The 21,483-nt window shown below is 67.1% G+C and carries 25 protein-coding genes; 13 read left to right on the top strand and 12 right to left on the bottom strand.

Annotation, left to right across the window (positions count from 1 at the left end):
• Nucleotides 1-39: 39 nt before the first annotated feature.
• The gene (locus ACFRAQ_RS25590) at nt 40-540 is read left to right on the top strand and encodes a DUF2199 domain-containing protein (RefSeq protein WP_379103875.1); all 501 of its coding nucleotides are present in this window, start codon (nt 40-42) and stop codon (nt 538-540) included.
• On the opposite strand, the gene ACFRAQ_RS25585 is transcribed toward ACFRAQ_RS25590, so the two are convergent.
• Together ACFRAQ_RS25585 and ACFRAQ_RS25580 are read right to left on the bottom strand one after the other, a co-directional pair.
• Nucleotides 494-1,462: a DMT family transporter gene (locus ACFRAQ_RS25585; protein WP_379103873.1), complete on the bottom strand. Its 969-nt coding sequence runs from the start codon at nt 1,460-1,462 to the stop codon at nt 494-496. The two genes, ACFRAQ_RS25590 and ACFRAQ_RS25585, sit on opposite strands and share 47 nt — an antisense overlap.
• Before the next feature lie 54 nt (nt 1,463-1,516).
• Nucleotides 1,517-2,710: a hypothetical protein gene (locus ACFRAQ_RS25580; RefSeq protein WP_379103870.1), complete on the bottom strand. Its 1,194-nt coding sequence runs from the start codon at nt 2,708-2,710 to the stop codon at nt 1,517-1,519.
• Between the two features lie 255 nt (nt 2,711-2,965).
• Here ACFRAQ_RS25580 and ACFRAQ_RS25575 point away from each other — a divergent pair, with 255 nt between their 5' ends.
• The gene (locus ACFRAQ_RS25575; RefSeq protein ID WP_379103868.1) at nt 2,966-4,225 is read left to right on the top strand and encodes a glycosyltransferase; all 1,260 of its coding nucleotides are present in this window, start codon (nt 2,966-2,968) and stop codon (nt 4,223-4,225) included.
• Nucleotides 4,226-4,297: 72 nt separating this feature from the next.
• Here the strand turns inward: ACFRAQ_RS25575 and ACFRAQ_RS25570 are convergent, their stop codons facing one another.
• Nucleotides 4,298-4,999: a TetR/AcrR family transcriptional regulator gene (locus ACFRAQ_RS25570; protein ID WP_379103866.1), complete on the bottom strand. Its 702-nt coding sequence runs from the start codon at nt 4,997-4,999 to the stop codon at nt 4,298-4,300.
• 89 nt (nt 5,000-5,088) lie between these two features.
• Here ACFRAQ_RS25570 and ACFRAQ_RS25565 point away from each other — a divergent pair, with 89 nt between their 5' ends.
• The 3 genes from ACFRAQ_RS25565 to ACFRAQ_RS25555 all read left to right on the top strand — a co-directional run bounded on the left by ACFRAQ_RS25565 (nt 5,089) and on the right by ACFRAQ_RS25555 (nt 8,820).
• On the top strand, nt 5,089-6,660 hold the full coding sequence (locus ACFRAQ_RS25565; RefSeq protein ID WP_379103864.1) for a succinic semialdehyde dehydrogenase: 1,572 nt from the start codon (nt 5,089-5,091) through the stop codon (nt 6,658-6,660).
• Between the two features lie 34 nt (nt 6,661-6,694).
• Entirely contained in the window at nt 6,695-7,522 is an 828-nt protein-coding gene (locus ACFRAQ_RS25560; RefSeq protein WP_379103862.1) for an SDR family NAD(P)-dependent oxidoreductase, read from the top strand.
• 407 nt (nt 7,523-7,929) lie between these two features.
• A complete protein-coding gene (locus ACFRAQ_RS25555) occupies nt 7,930-8,820 on the top strand; it encodes an SAM-dependent methyltransferase (RefSeq protein WP_379103860.1) in 891 nt (296 codons plus the stop codon).
• 40 nt (nt 8,821-8,860) lie between these two features.
• Here ACFRAQ_RS25555 and ACFRAQ_RS25550 read toward each other — a convergent pair whose 3' ends face one another.
• Together ACFRAQ_RS25550 and ACFRAQ_RS25545 are read right to left on the bottom strand one after the other, a co-directional pair.
• Complete coding sequence (locus ACFRAQ_RS25550; protein WP_379103858.1) at nt 8,861-9,202, bottom strand: hypothetical protein; 342 nt, start codon at nt 9,200-9,202, stop codon at nt 8,861-8,863.
• 140 nt (nt 9,203-9,342) lie between these two features.
• Nucleotides 9,343-9,558: a hypothetical protein gene (locus ACFRAQ_RS25545; protein WP_379103856.1), complete on the bottom strand. Its 216-nt coding sequence runs from the start codon at nt 9,556-9,558 to the stop codon at nt 9,343-9,345.
• A gap of 241 nt (nt 9,559-9,799) precedes the next feature.
• Here ACFRAQ_RS25545 and ACFRAQ_RS25540 point away from each other — a divergent pair, with 241 nt between their 5' ends.
• On the top strand, nt 9,800-10,387 hold the full coding sequence (locus tag ACFRAQ_RS25540; RefSeq protein ID WP_379103854.1) for a suppressor of fused domain protein: 588 nt from the start codon (nt 9,800-9,802) through the stop codon (nt 10,385-10,387).
• A 33-nt stretch (nt 10,388-10,420) separates the two neighbouring features.
• Here the strand turns inward: ACFRAQ_RS25540 and ACFRAQ_RS25535 are convergent, their stop codons facing one another.
• Nucleotides 10,421-10,573 (bottom strand): hypothetical protein, encoded by a 153-nt coding sequence (locus ACFRAQ_RS25535; protein WP_379103852.1) that lies wholly within the window; start codon nt 10,571-10,573, stop codon nt 10,421-10,423.
• Between the two features lie 18 nt (nt 10,574-10,591).
• Here ACFRAQ_RS25535 and ACFRAQ_RS25530 point away from each other — a divergent pair, with 18 nt between their 5' ends.
• Nucleotides 10,592-11,245 (top strand): hypothetical protein, encoded by a 654-nt coding sequence (locus ACFRAQ_RS25530; RefSeq protein WP_379103850.1) that lies wholly within the window; start codon nt 10,592-10,594, stop codon nt 11,243-11,245.
• A gap of 21 nt (nt 11,246-11,266) precedes the next feature.
• Here the strand turns inward: ACFRAQ_RS25530 and ACFRAQ_RS25525 are convergent, their stop codons facing one another.
• Together ACFRAQ_RS25525 and ACFRAQ_RS25520 are read right to left on the bottom strand one after the other, a co-directional pair.
• On the bottom strand, nt 11,267-11,572 hold the full coding sequence (locus tag ACFRAQ_RS25525) for a hypothetical protein (RefSeq protein WP_379103848.1): 306 nt from the start codon (nt 11,570-11,572) through the stop codon (nt 11,267-11,269).
• The gene (locus ACFRAQ_RS25520) at nt 11,559-11,942 is read right to left on the bottom strand and encodes a hypothetical protein (RefSeq protein ID WP_379103846.1); all 384 of its coding nucleotides are present in this window, start codon (nt 11,940-11,942) and stop codon (nt 11,559-11,561) included. Before ACFRAQ_RS25520 ends, ACFRAQ_RS25525 begins: the two co-directional genes overlap by 14 nt.
• Nucleotides 11,943-12,105: 163 nt before the next feature.
• Between ACFRAQ_RS25520 and ACFRAQ_RS25515 the strand changes: the two genes are divergently transcribed.
• The 5 genes from ACFRAQ_RS25515 to ACFRAQ_RS25495 all read left to right on the top strand — a co-directional run bounded on the left by ACFRAQ_RS25515 (nt 12,106) and on the right by ACFRAQ_RS25495 (nt 17,056).
• The gene (locus ACFRAQ_RS25515) at nt 12,106-12,990 is read left to right on the top strand and encodes a helix-turn-helix domain-containing protein (protein WP_379103844.1); all 885 of its coding nucleotides are present in this window, start codon (nt 12,106-12,108) and stop codon (nt 12,988-12,990) included.
• Nucleotides 12,991-12,992: 2 nt separating this feature from the next.
• Nucleotides 12,993-13,205, top strand: coding sequence for a DUF397 domain-containing protein (locus tag ACFRAQ_RS25510; protein WP_379103842.1), 213 nt, complete (start codon nt 12,993-12,995; stop codon nt 13,203-13,205).
• A 189-nt stretch (nt 13,206-13,394) separates the two neighbouring features.
• Nucleotides 13,395-14,579 carry an SPFH domain-containing protein gene (locus ACFRAQ_RS25505; RefSeq protein WP_379103840.1) on the top strand — a complete coding sequence of 395 codons (1,185 nt, stop codon included), beginning with the start codon at nt 13,395-13,397 and terminating at the stop codon, nt 14,577-14,579.
• An 886-nt stretch (nt 14,580-15,465) separates the two neighbouring features.
• Nucleotides 15,466-16,530, top strand: a complete 1,065-nt coding sequence (locus ACFRAQ_RS25500) for a hypothetical protein (protein ID WP_379103838.1) — start codon at nt 15,466-15,468, stop codon at nt 16,528-16,530.
• A gap of 25 nt (nt 16,531-16,555) precedes the next feature.
• Nucleotides 16,556-17,056, top strand: coding sequence for a hypothetical protein (locus ACFRAQ_RS25495; protein WP_379103836.1), 501 nt, complete (start codon nt 16,556-16,558; stop codon nt 17,054-17,056).
• A gap of 107 nt (nt 17,057-17,163) precedes the next feature.
• On the opposite strand, the gene ACFRAQ_RS25490 is transcribed toward ACFRAQ_RS25495, so the two are convergent.
• The 3 genes from ACFRAQ_RS25490 to ACFRAQ_RS25480 form a co-directional block, all read right to left on the bottom strand.
• Entirely contained in the window at nt 17,164-17,568 is a 405-nt protein-coding gene (locus ACFRAQ_RS25490) for a hypothetical protein (RefSeq protein ID WP_379103833.1), read from the bottom strand.
• Nucleotides 17,565-18,356, bottom strand: a complete 792-nt coding sequence (locus ACFRAQ_RS25485) for a GNAT family N-acetyltransferase (RefSeq protein ID WP_379103830.1) — start codon at nt 18,354-18,356, stop codon at nt 17,565-17,567. The genes ACFRAQ_RS25490 and ACFRAQ_RS25485 overlap by 4 nt, the downstream gene beginning before the upstream one ends.
• 674 nt (nt 18,357-19,030) lie before the next feature.
• Nucleotides 19,031-19,873 carry an SDR family NAD(P)-dependent oxidoreductase gene (locus ACFRAQ_RS25480; protein WP_379103828.1) on the bottom strand — a complete coding sequence of 281 codons (843 nt, stop codon included), beginning with the start codon at nt 19,871-19,873 and terminating at the stop codon, nt 19,031-19,033.
• Nucleotides 19,874-20,247: 374 nt separating this feature from the next.
• Between ACFRAQ_RS25480 and ACFRAQ_RS25475 the strand changes: the two genes are divergently transcribed.
• A complete protein-coding gene (locus ACFRAQ_RS25475; RefSeq protein WP_379103825.1) occupies nt 20,248-20,859 on the top strand; it encodes a TenA family protein in 612 nt (203 codons plus the stop codon).
• Nucleotides 20,860-21,083: 224 nt separating this feature from the next.
• On the opposite strand, the gene ACFRAQ_RS25470 is transcribed toward ACFRAQ_RS25475, so the two are convergent.
• The gene (locus ACFRAQ_RS25470) at nt 21,084-21,293 is read right to left on the bottom strand and encodes a hypothetical protein (RefSeq protein WP_379103823.1); all 210 of its coding nucleotides are present in this window, start codon (nt 21,291-21,293) and stop codon (nt 21,084-21,086) included.
• Nucleotides 21,294-21,483 lie beyond the last annotated feature (190 nt).

Raw genomic sequence — 21,483 nt, 5'->3', positions numbered from 1 at the left:
ACTGTCAACCGATCGGCTGACCCCGCCTACGCTGCCGTCGTGACCAGCTCAACTTTCACCTGCACCAGCTGCGATGAACTCCACGACGGCCCACCGCTCAGCTTCGCCTTCCCCGCCCCGGCCTACTGGAACGACGCGGTAGCCGAAGCGCCCGGCAGTGTTCTGGGTGAAGAGCAATGCGTCATCGCCGGCGAACACTTCTTCGTCCGCGCCCGCATCATCCTGCCCATCCTGGACAGCGACGACGAATTCGCCTGGGGCGTCTGGATTTCCCTCAGCGAACAGAACTTCCACCGCATGTCCGAACTGTGGAACGACCCCGCCCGAGTCGACGAACCACCCTATTTCGGCTGGCTCTCCACCCAGATCCCGATCTACGCCCCCACCACCATCAACCTGAAAACCAAACTCCACACCCAGCCGCTCGGAACCCGCCCCCTCCTCGAACTCGAACCCACCGACCACCCCCTCGCCATCGAGCACCGATCCGGCATCACCCACGCCCGAGTCCAGTCGATCGCTGAGCAGCTTCTCCACTGACACCGCCGACCTGCACCGCCGTCGCGCCGATCAGCATGATGACCGCACCGAGGATCTGGGTCGGGTGGAGCGACTGGCCGAGCAGTAGCCATGCCAGGACGGTGGCGGCCAGGGGCTCGACCACGGCCAGGACACTGGCTGCGATCGGGGACAGGTCGCGAAGGGCTCGAAGACCGGTCAGGTAGGGCACGGCGGTGCCGAGGGCGGCCAGGATCAGCAGGACCAGCCAGGCGGGCGGGTGCCGATCGCCGAGTGCGGTTGGTGCCGTGAGCAGGTCGGACGAGAAGGTCCACGGAGGAGCGATCACGGTGACCGCGACGGCTCCGATCAGGAGGCCGGTCGCGGTGAGGCCGAAGGGGTCGGATCGGCGGGCGCCGTACTCGCCCAGCAGAAAGTAGGCGGCCGAGCAGATCGCCGATCCCAGGGCTGCCGTGAGACCGAGGAGGTTCAGGCCGGAGGTCTGCCAAGGTCGGGCGACAATCGCTAATCCGGCAATGGCGAATGTGATTCCCACCCAGACTGACCCGCGCAGGCGCGCACCCCGGGCGGTTCGCATCCACACTGCGACGAATGCGGGGGCGAGGTTGACGAGAACTATCGCCACCCCGACCGGAATTTTGGCCACCGCGACGAAGAACAACAACTGAACGCCCGCAACACCGAGCAGTCCATACGCGACCGGTAACCAAAGATCCGACCGCGAGAACCGGAGCCCTTGCGGACGAAACCAGGCCACACCCGGCAACAACAACACCGCCGCCAGGACGATACGCGCCGAGGTCACCGCCACCGGGCTCCAGCCGCCCACCATCATGGCCTTGGCCAACGGCCCCGAGCCGGCGAACAACACCCACGACACCAGGCCCCACCCGATCGCCTGAACCCGGACCGGAATCCGGCCCGCCCTCTCCGTGACAGCCATCGCTGGATTGTGAGTCCGGGACCAGGAAACCGGCCACTGGATTTCTCTGCCGGTCTAGCGTCCTGGTGGCAGTTGTGAGATGAGCGGGCCCGCGATGCCGAACAGTTTGCCGCACAGCTCATCTCGGCTGTAGTTTCGATCGCTCCACGACGAGACGACCATCTCGACCACACCCACCGGTGCGCCGGCCTGCTCGCCTTGCGGTGCGTCGAAGGCGAGGTTGCAGCTGTGCTCGCTGTAGGACTCCTTCGGGAGGCTCAAGCCCACACGCCCGCCGATCCCGATCGGTCGGAACGTGGTGTGGAATCCAGGGTAGAAGAAGGCATAGAGGAACCGATTGGACCCGGCACTGATCGAGAAGTCGAAATCGTCCTTGTGCCACTGGCAGGCCTTCTTGCCGTCGAACAGGCTGTATCCGCCGATCTTCTTACTCGCCGGATCCAACCCCGCGGCCGTGATCGAGGAGTCGGGAATCGTGCACGGATCCCACACCGTCATGGGTGGTTCTTCGATCGGAGGGCTTGTCGTCGACGGCGTCGGCAGTGGCCAGGTGAGCGTGGTCCGCGGCAGGTTCCTCGGGAGGTCAGCGGCCAGAGCGGTGACGAGGGATTCCGCGCCCGAGCGAAGATCCGGCTTCAAATAGCGCGACTCCCACACGGGCACGGCTTCACCGCCGGACCAGTCCATACCGGAGAGCGTCACATCGATGCGGAGCGTACCGACCCGAGCAGTGGCTCCGCCTTCGTCGTATCCCGGTCGCTGCTGGCCGGACCAGCTCAGCGCTTCCTCACCCACACCAGGCAGAGGCGTGGTCGACGTGACCCAGGGATCCGGCCGGTTGGGCTTCATGGTCGTGCTGATACTCAATGGCGGGGAGACGTCGAGGTTGATGACGATGGTGCGTGACAGTGGCCCGGCCGCGGGCACATCGGCCGTGCGTGGCACCGGATTCTCGAGGACTAATTCGCAGCGCACCGAACGGGAGTAGCCCGAGAAATTGGAGCTCTCTGTCCGCAGATGCCGGTTCTCTTGGAACAGCTTTGGGACATAGTCGCGCAGCGCGCTCCGTAGGGAGCGGTCGGCATCGTCGCAGGAGGGCGGCGAGGTGAACCCGGTCGGGCTATCTGTTTCGGTACCGTACGAGCAAGCTGGCACCGTGAACAGAATGCCCGCCAGCGCCGCCGACAGCCGAAACCGTGTGCGCCGGTTCCGTTGCCGCGGTGTCGACGGCAGTGAAATCTGTTGCATGTGTTGGTGTGTCCTTCCCCCGAGTCGATCTTGACCACCGGTGCAGAACGCTACCGACTTCCGCGATGGAGTGTTTCGCGGCCGTCGAGTTCGCTACCCCTGCCGGTGGTACCGGACGGTGAGGGTGCCCGAGGCCGTGGTCGTCCGCCAGCCGCACGCACATGACTGGGGTGTTCGATCAGTTGCCAAGTGGGAGTGCGCATTCGATATTCGAGGGGTGAATTCGATCGGGTCTCGTCGGGCAGGAGTTGACGCGTGAGCAAGTTGGTTATTGCGGCGATGGGGACTCGGGGGGACGTGGCGCCGTTGCTGGATGTCGCGTTGCGGTTGCGGGACGCGGGGCATGAGGTGGTGGTGGCCGCGCATTGTTTGTTCCGGGAGTTGATCAGCGAGGCGGGGCTCGAATTTCGGCTGATGGGGGCCGACGTCAAGGTGGACGAGTCGGATCCGTTCAATGTCGATCTCAGTGGGCACGAGGATCTGGTGGTGCCGGACAAGCTGGCTTGGCCGGAGGGGCAGCGGTTCCTGGGGAACGGGTTGATCGAGGCGTTGATCGATGAGCCGATGGATGCGCTGTTGTTGAGTCCGATCACCGAGTTCTCGGGGTTCCAGCTCGCCGAGGCCAAGGGGATTCCGGCGATCGGATTGCGGCTGTTCCCGTTGTCGGCGACCACGCAGCATCCGCCGAGTCTGGTCGGGGACAAGGACTTCGGGGGGTTCCGGAATCGGCTGACGGCCGATGTCGGGGCATGGGTGTTCGACACCGTCTATCGCGGGCCGGTCGCCGAATTCCGGCGGGACCTGGGGTTGCCGAAGGTGTCCGCCCGCGCACTGCGGCGACGGCGCACCGCGTCGGAATGGCCGGTGCTGCACGGCTATTCGCCGAGTGTGTCGCCACGGCCCGCGGACTGGCGCCCGGGGCTCGAGGTCACCGGCTATTGGTGGCCGCCCCGGCCCATCGACTGGGAGCCGCCCGCCGAGCTGGTGGACTTCCTCGAAGCCGGCCCGCCCCCGGTGTTCGTCGGATTCGGCAGCACCACCGAAGGTCGCGATCGTCGCGCCGAATTCTCGGAGCTGCTGAACGAGACGCTGCGGCGGTTCGGCGGCCGCGCGGTCGTGCAGACGGGCTGGATGAACCTCGACATCAGTGGTGACGACGTCCTGACCATCGGAAGTGTGCCTTACGACTGGCTGTTCCCGCAGGTCGCCGCCGCGATTCACCACGGTGGCGCCGGAACCACCTCGGCCAGCCTGCGCGCGGGCATGCCGTTCGCCGCCGTCCCCGGCCAAGCGGACCAGGGCTTCTGGGCCCGACGGACGCGGGAACTCGGCGTCAGCCCGGCCACAATCGCGCAGCAGGAACTCTCGGTCGACCGCCTGGTCTCGGCCCTGCACGCGATGACCACCGACAGCTTCTACCGCGACAACGCCACCCGGCTGGCGGAACGGATCGCTCAGGAGGACGGCGCGGGCACCGCGGTCAAACTCATCGAAGCTCACCTCGACGCACACTGAACGGATTCGAATCCGTTCAGTCCGTACGCCATTCGATCGCCGGTCCGGGCCGAACGCATGGACTGGCCCGGATCAGGCTGATTCGAACAGCCCCGGAACGGTGAGTGCGTACTCCACGTCCTGGCGGGTGCCGAGCATGGTGAGCACGCCGCGAATCATGGTCAACCGCGCGGCATCGATGGTGGCCTGGTCGGGTTCGCCGTGTGGGGCGGCAGCCGAGATGCGGAACACGACGTACTCGCAGGTGTGCAGCGCGGTATCGAGTTCGAGGTCCGTGGGGGCGGGCCGCCCCAGCCCGGTGATCTTGTTGCGCACCAGAACCCGGATGTCGTCGACCACCCGATTCCGATACTCCGACACGGGTGAGCTCGGATCGTGCAGTTCGGCGAACAACGGCGCCAGCATCGAGCCGTGCCCGCCCGCCCAGTGCAGATACGCCTCGATCATGTTGATGCCGAGTTCGACCGGCTCCTCGGTCCGTTCCAGGGCCGACCGGATACCGCCGACGAGGTCGTCGTTGGAGACGGTGAGCACCGCGTGCAGGGGCTCGGTGGCATTGGCGAAATACCGGTAGAAGGTCGGCCGTGCGATCCCGGCCTCCTCGATGATGCGGGCCACGCTCAGCCCGCGGGATCCGTGCGCGGCGAAGACCTCGGCGGTCGCCAGCACTATGCGGGCGCGCACCTGGTCGGCCTGTTGCTCCGTCTGCGGGGGGCGGCCGCGGCGGGCGGGGGTGGCCTTGTCCGCCGGAGGGCTTGACATCGCATGCGTCACGTCTATTAATCTAACACTGGTGTTCATGTAACACTGGTGTTCAGTTAATAGTGAGCTCCACCGGATCCGACTCTTCGAGAGGGCGACCAATGACGACTGCCCCGCAGCTCGCCGCCGCCGATGCGCTGCCTTTTGACCTGGTCCAGCGCCTGCTCGGCCATGCCGTCGCGGGCGGTGCGCCCTCGGTCGAGGTGTTCGCGCCCGCCACCGGCGCCAAGATCGCCGACCTGCCGCAATCCTCGGTCACCGATATCGAGGCCGCTTTCGCCACCGCGCGCGCCGCGCAGGCCGAATGGGCGAAGGTGCCGGTCGGGGAGCGGGCCGCCCTGCTGCGCCGCATCCACGATCTGGTGCTGGCCGAGCAGGACGCCATCCTCGACATCGTCCAGCTCGAGACCGGCAAGTCCCGTGTGCACGCCTTCGACGAGGTGTCCGATGTCGCGGTGAACTCCCGCTACTATGCCGCCGAGGGCAAATCGATTCTGGCGCACCGCAAGCCGCGCGGCGTGATGCCGGTGCTGACCCAGGTGGAGGTGCGCAACCGGCCCAAGGGCGTGGTCGCGGTCATCTCGCCGTGGAACTATCCGCTCGCGCTGGGCGCCTCCGACGCGCTGCCCGCGTTGCTCGCCGGTAACGCCGTCATCGGGCGGCCGGACAATCAGACCGCGCTGACCCTGCTGTGGGCCATCGACATCGCCGAGCGGGCGGGCTTGCCCAAGGGGCTGTGGCAGGCCGTGCTCGGGCGCGGCGCGGTCGTCGGCACCGAGGTCATCGCGCGCGCCGACTACGTCGACTACACCGGGTCCAGCGCCACCGGCCGCACCATCGCCCAGCAGGCGGGGGAGCGGCTGATCGGCTACTCGCTCGAACTGGGCGGCAAGAACCCGCTGCTGGTGCTCGAGGACGCCGATGTCTCCGCGGCCGCCAAGATCGCGGTGCGCGCCTGCTTCGCCTCCGCCGGTCAGCTGTGTGAGTCGATCGAGCGAATCTACCTGCACGACAAGGTGTACGACCAGTTCGTCCGTGAATTCGTCGCGCACACCAAGGATTTGACGCTCGGCAAGACCCTCGACTTCGGCTACGAGATCGGGTCGCTGACCTTCCCGCGCCAGATCGACAATGTCTCCAAGCACGTCGACGACGCCGTCGCCCAGGGTGCGACCGTCCTCGCCGGCGGCAAGGCGCGCCCGGACCTGGGCCCGTACTTCTACGAGCCCACCATCCTCGAGGGCGTGCGCGAGGGCATGACGGTCTACCGCGAGGAAACCTTCGGACCGGTCGTGTCGCTGTACCGCGTGCACAGTGACGACGAGGCCGTCGAGCAGGCCAACGACACCGCCTACGGCCTCAACGCCAGCGTGTGGAGCCGCGATACCGCCCGCGGCCGCGAGGTGGCCGCCCGCGTCAACGCCGGATCGGTGAACGTGAACGAGGGCTTCATCGCCGCCTGGGGTTCGGTCGCCGCGCCGTCGGGCGGACTCGGAATCTCCGGCACCGGCCGCCGCCACGGACCCGAGGGACTGCTGAAGTACATCGACACCCAGACCATCGCGGTGCAGCGGGTGCTGCCCATCGCGCCGCTGCCGGGCATGTCGGAGCAGCTGTGGGCCAAGACCATGACGCTCTACCTGAACGTCATGAAGACACTGCGGCAGAAGTGATTCCGCCGACCATTCGACAGGGGTACAGAGGGGTATGAAGACCGTAGCCGGTAAGAAGGTCCTGGTCACCGGGGCCGCCATGGGTCTGGGCAAGTCGTTCGCGCGCCGCGCGGTGGCCGAGCAGGCCGCCGACGTGGTGCTGTGGGACGTCAATGAGACGGCGCTGAAGGAGACCGCAGCCGAGCTGGCGGCCCTGGGCAGCAGCCGGATTCACCACTACGTGGTGGACGTGTCCGACCGCGACGCCATCGCCGAGGCGGGCGCGACCGTGCGCGCCGAGGTCGGCGGCATCGACGTGCTGGTCAACAACGCCGGCATCGTGCGCGGCAACGGCTACTTCTGGGAGACCGCGAACAAGGCCGACATCGACAAGACGATGGCGATCAACTCGCTGGCCCCCATGTACATCACCCTCGAGTTCCTGCCCGCCATGGTCGCCAACACCGGCGTCGAGGCGCGTGTGCTGAACATCGCCTCCTCCGCGGGCCTGGTCTCCAACCCGCGCATGAGCGTGTACGCCGCCTCCAAGTGGGCGGCCCTGGGCTGGTCGGACTCGGTCCGCCTGGAACTCGAACAGTCCGGCACCGACCACGTCAAGTTCACCACGGTGTGCCCGACCTACATCAACACCGGAATGTTCGACGGCGCCAAGGGTTTCTGGTTCACCCCGATCCTCGAACAGGAGGAAGTGGTCGACACCTCCTGGACCGAGATGAAGAAGGGCTCGGCCCTGGTCGTCCTGCCCTGGACCTCCCGCCTCAACCGCGCCATCTCCGGCCTTCTCCCGCTGAAGCTACGCGACTTCTATCTCAACACGGTGGGCGTCTACCACTCGATGGACGAATTCACCGGCCGCAAGTAGGGATTCGCGCGGCACGACGAACGCGCTCCGACGCGACGCACCGACACCACCCGGCCGTCTGGTCCGGGTGGTGTTCGCTATCGGGGCCCGGTATGGATCGATACAGAATTCACCCGGGCCGGCGATGCGGCAGACTTCCTATCATCGAGGATGCCTGAACATTGCTGAAAGTCAGAACTGACGGCTGTTCGGGAACATGGCGGAGAATCCCGGACTGATCCCCAGATTGTCGTTGGCCTCATCTTCGTGGTGCAACGGGTCGTCGCGTGTATACGTGCAGGACCTGGCTACGGAAGGTGTCTGGATGGTTGCCGGAGTTTCCGTATGGGCGCAGAATCGACTGGGTCGATACTCGCGTTCGGCTCGACGAAACTCGGACGATCTCTGACACCAGTGGGGTGACCTTGATGCGAACCGAAGGGGATAGCTGGGACATTGTGACGAGCGTGGGCCTGACCGCCCTGGGCGTCGCCACGTTTCGCGCACTCGAGACGGTAGATCCCGAGCCGATGATCCACGACGGCTACGCGGCGTGGTTCGTCGAAGCGGCCGGTGAACCGCATTTCATCGACATGCTGGCCGACCCGGAGTCGGTGGGCGAGGCCAGGCGGTTCGGGCGGTTCATGGGCGTTCGGACGAGGTTCTTCGACGAGTTCTTCGCCGCGGCGTTTCAGCGGGGTGTGCGGCAGGCGGTGATCCTGGCGTCCGGTCTGGACGCGCGGGCGTACCGGCTGGATTGGCCCGCCGGCGCGGTCGTCTTCGAGATCGATCAGCCCCAGGTGCTGGAGTTCAAGGACCGGGTTCTCGCCGAGCACGGTGCCGTGGCCAAGGCCGATCGCCGCGTGGTGGCGGTCGATCTGCGCGACGACTGGCCCGCTGCGCTCATTGCCGCCGGATTCGATCCGGGCCAACCCACGGCGTGGTCGGCCGAGGGGCTGTTGCCGTTCCTGCCGGGTCACGCGCACGACGCCTTGTTCGAGCGCATCGACGCGCTGTCCGCGCCCGGCAGCAGCGTGGCCTCCGACGAGTTCAGCCGCGGCCTGGACCCCCAACACTTCGCCGACACCGAGGAAAAATTCTTCGGCACCAACCCCTTCGGCAACCTGGACGTCAGCGACCTCCTCTACGACGACGCCCGCGCCGACCCAGGCGACTGGCTGTCCCGCCACGGCTGGTCGGTCCACGTCACCACCCCCGTCGACCTCGCCGCCGCCTACGCCCACCCGATCACCGACCTACCCGCCGAATTGCTCGACCTCATGCGCCAGGGGCACTACTCGCGCGCCGAGAAGCAGTGAACCCGGTACGGCTCCATCGCCCCGTAATCTCCTTCGACGGTCATCCCAGGCGCTCCGGCGAGACGGCGTTGGCGTAGTCGGATTCGCGACCGCCCGACGGCATCACGATCACCTGGCAGTTGTGCGATTCATGCCAGTGCACATGGCCCTCGACCAACTCGCCGCGGGCGGGCAGCTCCGCATCCGTTGGCAGGAAAGTGACCCTGACCAGGCCGATGGCATCCGGGATCTGGTCGATCTCGATGAAGACCCCGAACGGCTGCCGCCCGATCACCTTGCCGGTCACCGGGCTGCCCACCGGCAAGGACTCCACCGTGGCGGCCCATGCCGCACGGCTGCGTCGCGCCAATTCCACGTTCTCGGGCCAAAAGTGCTCAACCACGGTACGAGCATGTCACCAGCGTGCTCCTGTGCCGCGAACGAGTCTCTACCGCATAGCGTTCCGGCCGCTGCGGGGTGCAGGAATGGCGGCGGCCCGCTCGGTCGAAGCCGAGCGGGCCGTCGGTGGTGTGGCTGTCGGGGTTACGGCCAGCACCAGTCCAGGGTGGCGGAGCCGGGGGTCGGGATGTGGAGGCAGATGGTGATCGAGATGTAGGGGGCGTCGATGTTCTGCAGCGCCGCGGGCTGGGCGGGGGCCGAGGCGGCGGGCTCGGCCGCGGAGGCGGACGGGGCCGCGAGGGTCAGCAGGGGGACTGCGAGTGCGGCTACTGCTGCCGAGCGGGCGATGGATGCCAGCATCTGGGTTCTACTCCTCCAGGTCGCGACTAGGGCGGCGCCAGATGGTTGCTGTCGGTTGTCTATGACAGGTCAATAGGGCCGTGAGCGCTACGTTAACACCAGAAGATTGGTTTGCTGGAAAGTCTCTACGTCACTTGCCCGTGTTGGCACTCGTCAGTGTGCCCACCCCGCTTCGAAGCATGGGTGCCGGCGGTTCGACGCACTGCCGGACACTCGTGCCCGGCACCGTAGGCTCGCTGTCGTGGAGCACGACGAAGCCATCGAACGTCATGTCGAAGAACACTTCGGGCCAATCGAGTTCGTGATGCACGAGGTCGGCATGGCGGATCGCGTGCATGTGCTCGTGGTGGGGCCGACGGAAGGCCGACCGTACCGGACGCTGGTCACCGAGGGGATGAGCGGACGGCCGATGCGAGTGCCGGAGGGGGTGAGCCCCTTCGCCGAGTTGATGATCGGCTTGCCCGCGGATTGGCCGTTACCGGACGACGGCGGGTCGTGGCCGGTCCACCTGCTGAAGTACATGGCTCGGTTCCCTCACGAACGCGAGACATGGCTCGGCGCATGGCATTTGGTCCCGAACGGCGATCCGGTTCAGCCCTATGCCCCGGATACGCCGTTCGCGGGTGTGGTCGTGACTCCGATGCTCGACGTCGAACCGGAAGCCAGGGTCATCGAATCCAGCACGGCCATCAACCTTCTCGCCCTGGTGCCGCTGCATCAGGCAGAGGTTGCGCTGAAGATCGATCATGGCACCGACGCCCTCATCGCGACGCTCGATCGAGGCGAGGTCAGCGAGGTGTTCGACCCGGATCGGCCCTGTCTGCTCTGATACATCGAGGCCGAGGACTACACGGGCTCAGCCCTACGCCGGCCGATCGTTGAGGCGGGCGTGGAGGCGGTCGCGGATTTCGTCGGGGGTGTAGGCGCGGCGTTTGCGTTCGGAGCGCACGATCACCACTCCGGTCGCCGCGACACCTGCGGCGCCTGCCAAGCCGAGCCACTTCCACCAGCGCATGCGCCTAGGCTAGCGGTTGTGTCACGCGAAGCGCTGTCGAGTGTCGGTTTGGATGAAGCGGTCGATCTCACCAGGACCGGTGATCTGTGGCTGTTTCGGGGGCATTCCGGTGCCGACCGGGCGATTCGGGGGCTGACGAACAGTCCGGTCAACCATGTCGGGATGGCGGTGGTGATCGATGATCTCCCGGCCCTGATCTGGCATGCCGAGCTCGGTCGTTCGCTGCCCGACGTCTGGTCGGGCAACAACCATCGTGGGGCCCAGCTGCACGACTTGCGGGCCGCGGTCATGCGCTGGGCCAACGTCTATGAGCAGCAGGCGTGGATCCGCCAGCTGGATCGGCCGGTCACCCGGGAGATGGAGGATGCCGCGCTGCGGATGGTGGCGAGGCTGGACGGCATGCCCTTCCCCTCCACCACCGCGCTCGCGGGACGGTGGTTGCGCGGCCGGGTACCGCGAGCGAAGCGATCGGCCACGCCCGAAACCACTGCGGGACTGGAGAACGCGTACTGCGCGGAGATCGTCGCCATGACCTACCAGGCGATGAGCCTGCTGCCGGAGAAGCGCCCGAACTGGTATGACCCGGGCCGGTTCTGGAGCGGTGACAACCTGCGTCTGGCCGACGGTTACCACCTCGGAGGGGAAATCGCGGTCAAGGTCCCCGCGGACTGATCCGGAGCCATCCGGAACGGTTCAGTTCATCGGCACGGTGTGATGGTCGAGGACGTCCTCGATCGGGCGGAGGCCGGTGTCGGGGTCCGTGGCTTCGGCGCCGTCGAGGATCGTGTCGAGGATGGCGGCGTGGTCCAGAGTCGCGGGGAGACGGCGGGATTCGCGGGCGCTGACGATGACCGCGTGCAGCACGGTCGCGTACACGCGGGAGCGGGGGACGATCAAGCGCCAGCCGTGGCGTTCACGGTCGCGCAGGCGAGCCTCGATGGCGTCGAGAACGTCCTGGATGACCTGAATCTCGACCTGGTCCGGGTCATCGCACGGCATGGCGACCACCGAAAAGCAGTGTGCTGTAGGCGACCGCGGCCACCCGAAGCAGAGTGAGCAGCGACCGCTTGGGTGACGCCGAGGGGCGTTCCGCGCGTGCGTCGAGCACCATGCGCCCGGCGGAGACCAAGGCGGTGCGCGCCCGCCGCCGCACCAGGCAGGTGCCGACACCGCACCCGAGGTGCAGTTGCATCGCGATATGCGCTTGCGCGGCAGTCAGTTTGCCGGGATCCGAATAGCACGACCACAGCCCGCGCACCGCATAGCCGACCACTGCGGTCTGCTCCGCCGCCGTGTCGGCCGCCTGGCGCTTCTCTCGTTCGATCCGGTCGATGATCGCCTGCACCGACCACGGGTTCTTGCTGGACATCGTCACCTACCTGGGGTGTCGTCGTTGTCCGTCAAGGAGACCACCCCACGATCAGCTGTGACATTGTCATTTAGGGATTCTCGTAAAGCAGCCGCAAAAGCCCAGCAGCGCTGTCACTCTGGGATCGGAGCAGTGCCACTCTGACCGAGTCGAGGAGTTTGCGATGCCCGAGGAGAACCCCCGCGCTTCGCTGCCACGTCGGCAGCTCGGGCGGTACATTCGCCGCCAGCGCGAAGAGAACACCGTACTCACGCAGGCTGAGGTAGCGGCTGCGATGCAATGGAGCCACAGCAAATACTCCCGGCTGGAGCGGGGTGAGCCGGGGCGGATTCTCGATCGCGATCTCCGCGAGCTCGGCAAGATCCTGGAGATCCCGGACGAGAAGACCGACGCCATGATCGAACTCGCCCGGCAGGTGGCCGAAAAGACCTGGTACAACAGTTTCAACGACCTCATTCGGGCCAACTTCGACGTCTACATGCGGATGGAGACCGAGGCCGAATCGATGGAGATCTACCGACCGGACCTGGTTCCAGGGCTGTTCCAGACCGCCGACTACGCCCGCTCGCTGAACCGGACCTACTTTCCGAAAGACTCTGAGGAAGAGCAGGATCGGCGGATCGAGCTGAAACTGAGGCGGCAGACGATCATCACGCGCAAGCGGTCGCCCATCACCGTCGATCTGGTGCTGCACGAATCGGCCCTGCGCACCACAGTCGGCAATGACGTGATCATGGCAACGCAACTTCGGCATCTGGCCGACCTCGGTACTCGCCCGAACATCACGGTTCGCGTCGTGCCGTTCCAGGCGGGATTCCCACTCGGGACACCGGTCGGGCCGTTCGTAACGCTCGACTTCAAGCCGGACGTGAAGGGCGTCGCGGAACCGACGGTCATCTATGTCGAGAGCTATACGGGCGATATGTACCTTGAGGGAGAGGCAGATGTCGGCAAATACCGTCGGGCGTTCGCGACGATCCAGCACGTCGCGATGGATGCGGTCACGAGTCGAAACATGCTGCGGCAGTGCGCAAGAAGGGAATTCTGAGGATGAACGATCGTCACCTTGCTGAAGCCGAATGGATCAAGAGCAGCCGCAGCTCTGGAAACTCGGAATGTGTGGAGGTCGCGTTCCTCGACGGGGGGATGGTCGGTATCCGGGACTCCAAGAATCCGACCGGTCCGGCGTTGGTGTTCGCGCCCGGCGAGTGGGACGCCTTCACCGCCGGCGTGGCGGGTGGGGGGCTCGGCGCGCCCGCCTGAGCCGCGCGGCTAGCGGTAGCCGACCGCTATGGCCTGTGCGGGAAAGCCCGCGCGGGCCTTGGTCGTTCATGGATCATTAACACTGCTCGTGGTTGGCTCGATAGCCATCTGACGGTGACCGGCGCGTTGCTGACCTGTGCCATACTCGGCGCGGGCTGCGGTCGCGCCTGAGGGAGGAAAGAGAGCTCGATGGGCCTGTTCGACATGATCCGCGGCGAATTCGTCGACATCATCGAATGGCTGGATGACAGCCGGACCACGTTGGCCTGGCGGTTTCCGCGGTACGAGAACGAGATCAAGAACGGTGCGGAGCTGATCGTCCGGGAGGGGCAGCAGGCCGTCTTCGTGTATCGGGGGCAGCTCGCCGACAAGTACGGGCCCGGGCATTACACGCTGACCACCGAGAACATGCCGATCATGTCCACCCTGCAGGGGTGGCGGCACGGGTTCAACTCGCCGTTCCGGTCCGAGGTGTACTACGTCAATACCCGCGCGGTCACCGATATGCGGTGGGGCACACCGCAGCCCGTCACCGTGCGCGACCCCGACTTCCGGATGGTGCAGATCCGCGCCAACGGCACCGCGAACGTGCGGGTCACCGATATCGAGGTGTTCCTGCGGCAGATGATCGGCACCAACGCCGAGGTCGACGCGGACGTGCTCAGTGAGCAGCTGCGCGCCAATGTCGCGCTCGCGTTCTCCGACATGGTGCTGGCCAGCGGGCTGGGCGCCATCGACCTGCAGGGCCGCCAGGTCGAATTGTCCGACAAGCTGCGCGAATTCGTGGGCCAGCGACTGTCCGGCTTCGGTGTCGGGGTCGAGGGCGTCACCATGAGCATCTCGCTGCCCGAGGAGATCCAGCAGGCCATGACCCGCGGCGTCGCGCGCGGTGTCGAGGCCGGCGGGTTCATGAACAATGTCGACCTCAACCGGTACCAGCAGATGCAGGCCGCCGACGCCATGCTCGCCGCCGCCCAGAACCCCGGCGGGGGAATGGGAGCCGCCATGCAGGCCGGCATGGGTGTCGTGCTGGGCGGGCAGATGGCGGGCGCCATGCAGGGCAGCATGCAGCCGCAGCCCGGCTACGGTCAGCCCCAGCAGGGCGGCTACGCCCAGCCCGCGCCGCAGCAGGCCCCGCCGCCGCTGCCGGGTCAGCAGCAGTTCCACTTCGACAATGGCGGCCAGGCCGCGGGCCCGTTCCCGATCGACCAGCTACGCCAATACGTTTCGGGTGGACAGCTGACCCGCGATACCAATGTGTGGGCCGAGGGCATGGCGGGCTGGGCCCCGGCCTCGACCGTCCCGGCGTTGCAATCCCTCTTCGCGACCCCGCCGCCGCTGCCGGGCACTCCGCCGCCGCTGCCCCCGCAGTAACGGCGACCTCCGCAACCGGACCCGCCCGGCCCACCCGTCGGCGCTTGACCGCCGACGGGTCGTTTCGCCGTACCCGAATCCGGTCACCCGCCCGATCGAACGCCCGACAACTCGGTGCGTCCCGAAACTCCTTCCACCGCAACAGCGTGACCAGCGAGTCCGCCGCACCGAGTGAGCGCACATGAACGACCACCAGCCCCCGCAGCAGCCCGCGGGCCCGCCCCCGCTGCCCGGCGGCGACGCCGCCCCGCACACCGCGGAACCCCGCCAGTGGACCCCTCCCGTCGCGGCCAACCCCGGCGGCGAGACGGCGGCCCCGTCCGGCCCGCCGCCCCTCCCGGGCGCCGCGCAACCCGGACGGACGATGCCGCCGCCGATGCCCGGCGTCGGAAACCCTGTGCCGCCCCCGCTTCCGCCGCGCGATGTGACCGGTGTCCCGCCGATGCCCCAGGGCGCCGCGATGCCGCCCCAGGGTGCCGTGAGCCCTCCGCCCCTGCCCGGGGCCACGGGATCTCCGATGCCGCCGCCGCTTCCCGCGCAGGGGTTGCGCGGTCCTGTCGGCGCTCCGCCCGCCGGTGGGGGCGTGGGAATGGCTGTGCCGCCGCCGCTTCCGGGTGGATTCGCGCCGAATGCGCCGATGCAGCCCCCGATGGGTGCGATGCCGCAGCCGATAGTTGTGGCTCCGGTGTTCGTGCCCGGGGCGAGCGAACCCGAGCATGGAGCGGGAGGGCCTGGGCCGCGGGCTCAGCCGGTGGCGCCGGATCGGGCCATGTTGCACGGCACGGAGATGACACGGACGTATCCATGTACGGCGTGTGGGGCGCAGTTGGTGTTCGATCCGGCGGGGCAGGATCTGCTGTGCCCGAGTTGCGGGAACCGGTCGCCGGTGACCGCTCCGAACGTGCCGGTGCAGGCTCGGGAGTTGGGGCCCGCGATGGCGGCGCTGCGGGAGTTGCAGGGGCAGGCGGCGGGGCCGCAGGTGACGGGGGAGTGGGAGGTGAAGTGTCAGAACTGTGGTGGGACAACGGGATTCAATGGCAGCCTCACCGCCACTCGGTGCCCGTACTGCGCTACCCCGATTCAGCGTGATGACGTGCACAATGCGCCCGCTCGGCTGCCGGTGGACGGGGTGGTGCCGTTCCTGGTGGGGGAGAAGCAGGCTCGGGAGCTGGTCGAGAAGTGGGTGTCGAAGCGGTGGTTCGCGCCGTCGAACTTCCGGAAGTACCGGCGGATCGGTGCCTTCTCGAGTCTGTACACGGCCTACTTCACCTATGACGCGGACACCGCGAGCTGGTATCAGGGTGAGCGCGGCGACGACTATCAGGTGCGGGTCGGGACCGACGAGGACGGCGATCCGATCTACGAGACCCACACGCGATGGCATTCGGTGGCCGGCGAGGTCGGCAACGAGTTCGCCGATCTGCCGGTGCTGGCCAACGAGAACTTGAACCGGGACCGGATCCGGTCGCTGGAACCGTGGCCGGTGGAGCAGGCGCGCGCCTACTCGCCGGAGTTCGTGGCCGGGCACCTGTGCCGCACCTACGACAAGGACGCCGAGGAGTCGTTCCCGGAGGCGCAGCAGCGGATCGAGTCGGCCATCGAGTCGAGCGTGCGCGCCGACATCGGCGGCGACCACCAGCGCATCCACGAGCTGAACACCAACTGGAACTGGCTGGCGTACAAGCATGTGCTGCTGCCGATCTGGCTGCTGACGGTCGTCTACATGGACAAGACCTATCAGGTGTACATCAACGGCCTGACCGGGCAGGTGTCCGGTGACCGGCCGTGGAGCAAGGCGAAGATCATCGCCGCGATCCTGGCGGTGCTCGCCGTGATCGTCGCGGTGGTGGTGGCGTTCGCGGTCGCGCGCGGGCATCACACGCCGAGCCATCATCCGAGCGGGCCGAGCCACTCCACCGTCGTACCTCCGCGCCCTACCACCCATCGATGACCCACCGAGCAGAGCGGAACCGACCGTGTTGATCTTCGTAGCCGTCGCGCTGATCCTGATCGCCGCCGTGGCCGGCGGCATCGTCCTGGTGTCGCGCGGTCAGCGGGCCGCGACCGCCACCGCCAACCAGGTGGTGCCGGGCATGCCGACCCGGGCCCCGGCCTCGTGGGCGGGCTCGCACGACCCGGAGCCGCGCCTGCACCGTCGCCTGCGCGACGCCATCCGTGCCCTGCACACCGCCAACACCCTCGACGACGCCACCACGATCGTGTTGCGCGCCGAACTCGAGCAGGCCGCCCTGGCCTGGGACGACCGCTTGGTCGCCATGGCGGCCCTGCCCGCCGCCGCCCTGACCGAGCAGCGGGCGACCGCCACCCATGCCGTCGAATCCATCGAAGCCGCGGTGGCGCAATACGTTTCGGCCGCCACCCAGCGCACCGCCGCGGAGGTAACCGCCGGACTGACCGCGGCGCGGGCGCAACTCGAGATCCAAGCCGAGATCCGCAAATCCCTCGAGGCCGGCTGAACCCGGGGAAGCGCTGCGCAGTCCCTCTGGGCTCGGGCGGTTGTCGTTTAGGACCGGACGTAGGGTGAGGACCTGTGGAATCAGACAGCAAACTGGAGGACTTACGGTCAGCCCTCTCCTGCGTTTTCGAGAAGCTCGGTGCCGAGAGCCTCACCGAGCCCGACCGGGTCGAGTTGGTGGCGCGCGCCGAGGTGGTCCAGAACCAGATCGATGCGATTCAGGATGTCATCGACGACGAGGAGCGCGACCACTTGCCGACTACGCCTGCACCGGCGCCTTCGGGTGATCGGTTGTTCTGAGGCGTCGCTGAACCGCGCGGGTCGCGGCATGAGCGTGCGTGTGGCTGAGGACACGCCCTGCGGTTCGCTATCCACCCCCAGAACCCCGATGAAGTCCTTACTGGCTGCCTTCGATTCGCAAAACCAGGCATAGACAACCTGGACCTGATCGCCAACAGCAACAACGGCTATGCCGCCTTCGGCGACGACCCGCCGAGAACTCGGCAGGGTCAAGGCATTTCCGCAGTCACCTGCCGGTGCTCGTACCAGATTCCCGGGACGACCGATCCGTTCGGCAACTGCTGCGCTCGACGATCTTTTTCCGTCGCTCCGATCCTGTCGCAGATGCGCTGCACCGCGAGATTCGACTCGCTCGTGCCGATCTCGACGGTAGTGAAACCGGCGTCGTGGATCGCCTCGACCAGCGCGGCCACCGCTTCGCTCGCGTAGCCGGCGCGCCGGTGCCGTGGTCCGATCCACCAGCCGAGAGTTTGCGCCGATGTGTCGCTACCGCTCGGGTGCACGCTCGCGCCACCTACCAGGGACCCGTCCGACCACGCCTCGAACACGAGAAGCCCAGGAGTCGGTAGCCCCGACCCGACGGCCTTCACCATTACCTGAGCATCGCGTTCCGACCACCCGTTCCCGGCAAGCATCTCCGCATCGATCGTCGCGGCGAGCGCGACCGCGTCCTGCCGTACCGGCGGGCGCAGCAGCAGTCGTGCGGACTCGACCTTCCACAGCACGCCATAACGCGCCCTGATTTCCTTGTCGACCAGCCCACTGACCCTCCACGCCCAGAGCCCGCCCGCGACAAGCACGACGCCCACCATGAGCATCACCCAGAAGGCGATAACGAGTCCCCGTGCAGCGGAGCCCGATACGACCGTCAACACGACCCCGACAGTCACCGCCGGAGCCCCGACCATCACGATCCAACTCGCCAGCCCACGAGCGGTGGCACGCCAGGGGCCTTGCTGAAGGGCCGCTCTGACATACGTGATTCGCCACATCGGAAACATGCGCGAACCATATTCGATGCTGTCGAACCGACGCGGATCCCGGCCTAGAAACAACAAAAGCCGTAGGTCGGTGACCTGCGTCGGTGGCGAGGTCTACACATAATCGGCAGTAGCGGATGTTCCTGCACCGCGGTCAGTCTCAACTGGGGTCCGCCCCGCGCTGGTCGGTTCGGTCAGCGCTGTCTGCGGCATTACCCCATGTTCGGGTCGTGCCTGTTGTCGAGCTTTGGCTGGGCGTCGCCATCCGTCGCCCAGGCAGGCAGTGGCTCTCGCGCCGACAACCACTGCGGAGGTATTCCGCGTACGCCGCTTCGCGTGCCGATGCCACCGCAACATCACTGCCCCGATACCAACGTCCGTACGGCGCCCACCAGCGCGCCGCACGCGGACAACGCGCAGACGCGGATCGGCTCAGCGGGCAAAGGGATATCGCGGTTGCGGCGGCCGCACGACCTTCGGCATGACCGCTGGTCGAGCAGCGCCACGGTGGCCGAACGCGATGGGCCGCTGAACCTTCGGGGCATTGACAGCGTCACCGTCGAAGAACAAGTAGCTGGCGCGCAAACCGTAACGGGTACAGACTCATTGAGCTCCACCCGGTGTTCCGCGCGGGGCCCAGTCGTGTCGCTGGCCGTCTGCGGTGGCAGGTTCGGTCACCGCGGCATGCGGCGGGGTCAGTTCCACCCGGTGGGTGATGCTTGGGCGATGGCGTCGGGGATGGTGCTGCCCGGGAATCCGATCCGGTCGACGATGGGTCGGATGAGGCCTGGGATCCGTGCGGGTAGGCCGAGTCGTTTCGGCACGACGATCAGGTCGGCGCGGCGTTCGATGCCTGAGACGATGCCGGCGACCACGTCGTCGAGGGGGATCATCTTCCACAGGCCACTGGCGTTTCCCTTCCACAGGGTGTTTCCGGCGGGATCGGAGTGGATCTGGTCCATCATCGGCGTCTTGAAGAAGGTGGGGTGCGCACTACCGACACCGACCCCGAGGTGGCGCACCTCGAGGCGGGTCGAGTCGGCCAGTGCCCACACCCCGGCCTTGCTCGCGGTGTAAGCGCCTTGCAAGGGAGAGTGCACGAACGCTGCCATCGAGGAGATCGCCAACAGGTAGCCCTTCTGCTGGGTGACGTGTGGGAGCCCGGCGCGGAACGTGCGCCAGACGCCGTTCAAGTTGATGTCGGTCACGCGCTCGAAGACGGCGGGGTCGACAGTGGCCAGCGGAGCCATTGCCCCGACGCCGGCGTTGGCGATCACCACGTCGATACGACCGAAATGCGCGGCCGCAGCATCGATTGCCCGCTGAAGGCTGTCGAAGTCCCGGACATCGGCGGCCCACCCGCGGGCGGCGGTGTCGGGGCCCAGCGCTTCGGCTTGCCGCGCGGTGGCGTCGCCATCGAGGTCGAGCAGCGCCAGGTTGGCGCCGCGGGCGGCCACGGCGCGTGCGAGCGCGGATCCGAGTCCGCCGGCGGAGCCGGTGATCAGGACGGTGCGTCCGGCGAGGTGGTAGCGAGACACGGTGGATGACTCCTCGGTTGCGATCGAAGGTGCGCGGTCGATTCAGGCGGTGAGGGGACGTTCTGAGCGAGGAAAGCGAGCTGGTGCGCGATATTTCATTCGAAGTGTTCGCCGACGTAGATGTCGAAATGTTCGGCAGGGGGTGGTCAAGAGGAGATTTTGACCCGTGGACTTCGTCATCGATCTGAACCACGCCGCTGCCGCGATCATCTCGCGCCTGCCTGCCTGGACCGTGGCTGGGCTACCGACATCGTTCAGTAGTGACAGCACGATGTACTCGATGCCAGACTGCCGCTCGCGAGGTTCGGTCAGCGCGGCGGACCCGGCGCAACACCGCCGCCACCGCGATCAGGCGAGTAGGAGAGACTTCTCGCATGAGTCTTGCAGCACGTTTGGAGCAGCTCGGCCGCCCGCTGGTCGAGGAGCAACTTGCGCATCCGACCGTCGCGGGGATCGCGAAAGGCGACCTCGCCGAGCCGGTGTTCCGCTCCTGGCTGGAACAGGACTACCTGTTCCTCCTCGACTACGTCCGCGTCTTCTCCCGCCTCGCCTGGCAGGCGCCCGCCGCCCACCTCGGTGACCTGGTCGACCTCGCGCACGCCACTTTCCACGACGAAATCTCGCTGCACCGTAGTCTGGCCGCGGAGTTCGGCGCCGACCTCGACGGCGCCACCAAGGGCGAGCCGTGCACGAAATACACTGCGTTCCTGCTGGATTCGGCCGCGAACTACGCCGACGGCCTGGCCGCCCTCTACCCCTGCATGTGGGGCTATTCGACACTCGGCGCGATCCTCGCCCAGAACCCTCCCGCCGACCCGCGCTACCAGCGCTGGATCGACACCTACGCCGACCCCGGCTTCGCGGCCCTCACCGCCCGCTGCGCCCAGATGCTCGACGAAGCCGGCGGCGACAACGCGGAGGAGCTGTTCCTGACCGGCATGCGCCACGAACTCGCGTTCTGGGATGTGCCGGTCAGCCGCGGCTGAACCGGTAGGTCGTCCGTCGAATCCGCCTGACCGAAATCAGCCGATACCTCGACTACCTCGGCCGCGAGATGGTCCAGGCCGTTGAACGGTGGCACGCATCAGGGACACGACCCGACGGTTGCTGATACGCAGATGGTGTCGGATTTCGCGCTCATAGCCAATCGTTCCTGGATCCGCGCGAAGGTGCCACGTCCTCGACTACGCGGTCGAGCGTCAGATACCTTTCAGTGGCCGCTACCGGGGGCGCAGATGAACGGACCGGCTCGCAGCAGGTCACAGACCACCAATTCGACGACGTTCCAGTACATGTCACTCGAGCCCTGGCTCACCGAGAACCCCACATCGCCGCCGAGCGCGCGTTCCAACGATCCGGTTTCGGCCATGCGGATCCCGTCGCCGAGAGGCACATCCTGGAGGGGTTTGTCCAGTTTCACCTCCACTACGTGCCACTCGGCATTCGCCAGCAGCGGACTTTCTGCACCGCAACAGGTTCCGGCCGCCCGCGCCGGCCGGTTCGTCAGCGCGGTATTCGGCTAGTTAGAGACTGGTGTCAGGATCGGATCCCGGCCAGGATTTGATCCAGGTGCCCGGTGGGAGGCTCCCAATATTCGGCTGCCCGCTGTC

Source organism: Nocardia sp. NPDC056611 (assembly GCF_042792755.1).
GTDB lineage: Bacteria > Actinomycetota > Actinomycetes > Mycobacteriales > Mycobacteriaceae > Nocardia.
Note: the sequence above shows the minus strand (reverse complement) of the source record. Positions and strands in the feature narration are given on the sequence as shown.

What these genes read in the sequence shown, in the direction of transcription:
- ACFRAQ_RS25585 (WP_379103873.1), bottom strand. Translation starts at nt 1,462, where the DNA reads ATGGCTGTCACGGAGAGGGCGGGCCGGATTCCGGTCCGGGTTCAGGCG.
- ACFRAQ_RS25510 (WP_379103842.1), top strand. Translation starts at nt 12,993, where the DNA reads ATGAACGATCGTCACCTTGCTGAAGCCGAATGGATCAAGAGCAGCCGC.
- ACFRAQ_RS25520 (WP_379103846.1), bottom strand. Translation starts at nt 11,942, where the DNA reads ATGTCCAGCAAGAACCCGTGGTCGGTGCAGGCGATCATCGACCGGATC.
- ACFRAQ_RS25475 (WP_379103825.1), top strand. Translation starts at nt 20,248, where the DNA reads ATGAGTCTTGCAGCACGTTTGGAGCAGCTCGGCCGCCCGCTGGTCGAG.
- ACFRAQ_RS25515 (WP_379103844.1), top strand. Translation starts at nt 12,106, where the DNA reads ATGCCCGAGGAGAACCCCCGCGCTTCGCTGCCACGTCGGCAGCTCGGG.
- ACFRAQ_RS25580 (WP_379103870.1), bottom strand. Translation starts at nt 2,710, where the DNA reads ATGCAACAGATTTCACTGCCGTCGACACCGCGGCAACGGAACCGGCGC.
- ACFRAQ_RS25565 (WP_379103864.1), top strand. Translation starts at nt 5,089, where the DNA reads ATGACGACTGCCCCGCAGCTCGCCGCCGCCGATGCGCTGCCTTTTGAC.
- ACFRAQ_RS25485 (WP_379103830.1), bottom strand. Translation starts at nt 18,356, where the DNA reads ATGTTTCCGATGTGGCGAATCACGTATGTCAGAGCGGCCCTTCAGCAA.
- ACFRAQ_RS25525 (WP_379103848.1), bottom strand. Translation starts at nt 11,572, where the DNA reads ATGCCGTGCGATGACCCGGACCAGGTCGAGATTCAGGTCATCCAGGAC.
- ACFRAQ_RS25545 (WP_379103856.1), bottom strand. Translation starts at nt 9,558, where the DNA reads ATGCTGGCATCCATCGCCCGCTCGGCAGCAGTAGCCGCACTCGCAGTC.
- ACFRAQ_RS25560 (WP_379103862.1), top strand. Translation starts at nt 6,695, where the DNA reads ATGAAGACCGTAGCCGGTAAGAAGGTCCTGGTCACCGGGGCCGCCATG.
- ACFRAQ_RS25505 (WP_379103840.1), top strand. Translation starts at nt 13,395, where the DNA reads ATGGGCCTGTTCGACATGATCCGCGGCGAATTCGTCGACATCATCGAA.
- ACFRAQ_RS25535 (WP_379103852.1), bottom strand. Translation starts at nt 10,573, where the DNA reads ATGCGCTGGTGGAAGTGGCTCGGCTTGGCAGGCGCCGCAGGTGTCGCG.
- ACFRAQ_RS25555 (WP_379103860.1), top strand. Translation starts at nt 7,930, where the DNA reads ATGCGAACCGAAGGGGATAGCTGGGACATTGTGACGAGCGTGGGCCTG.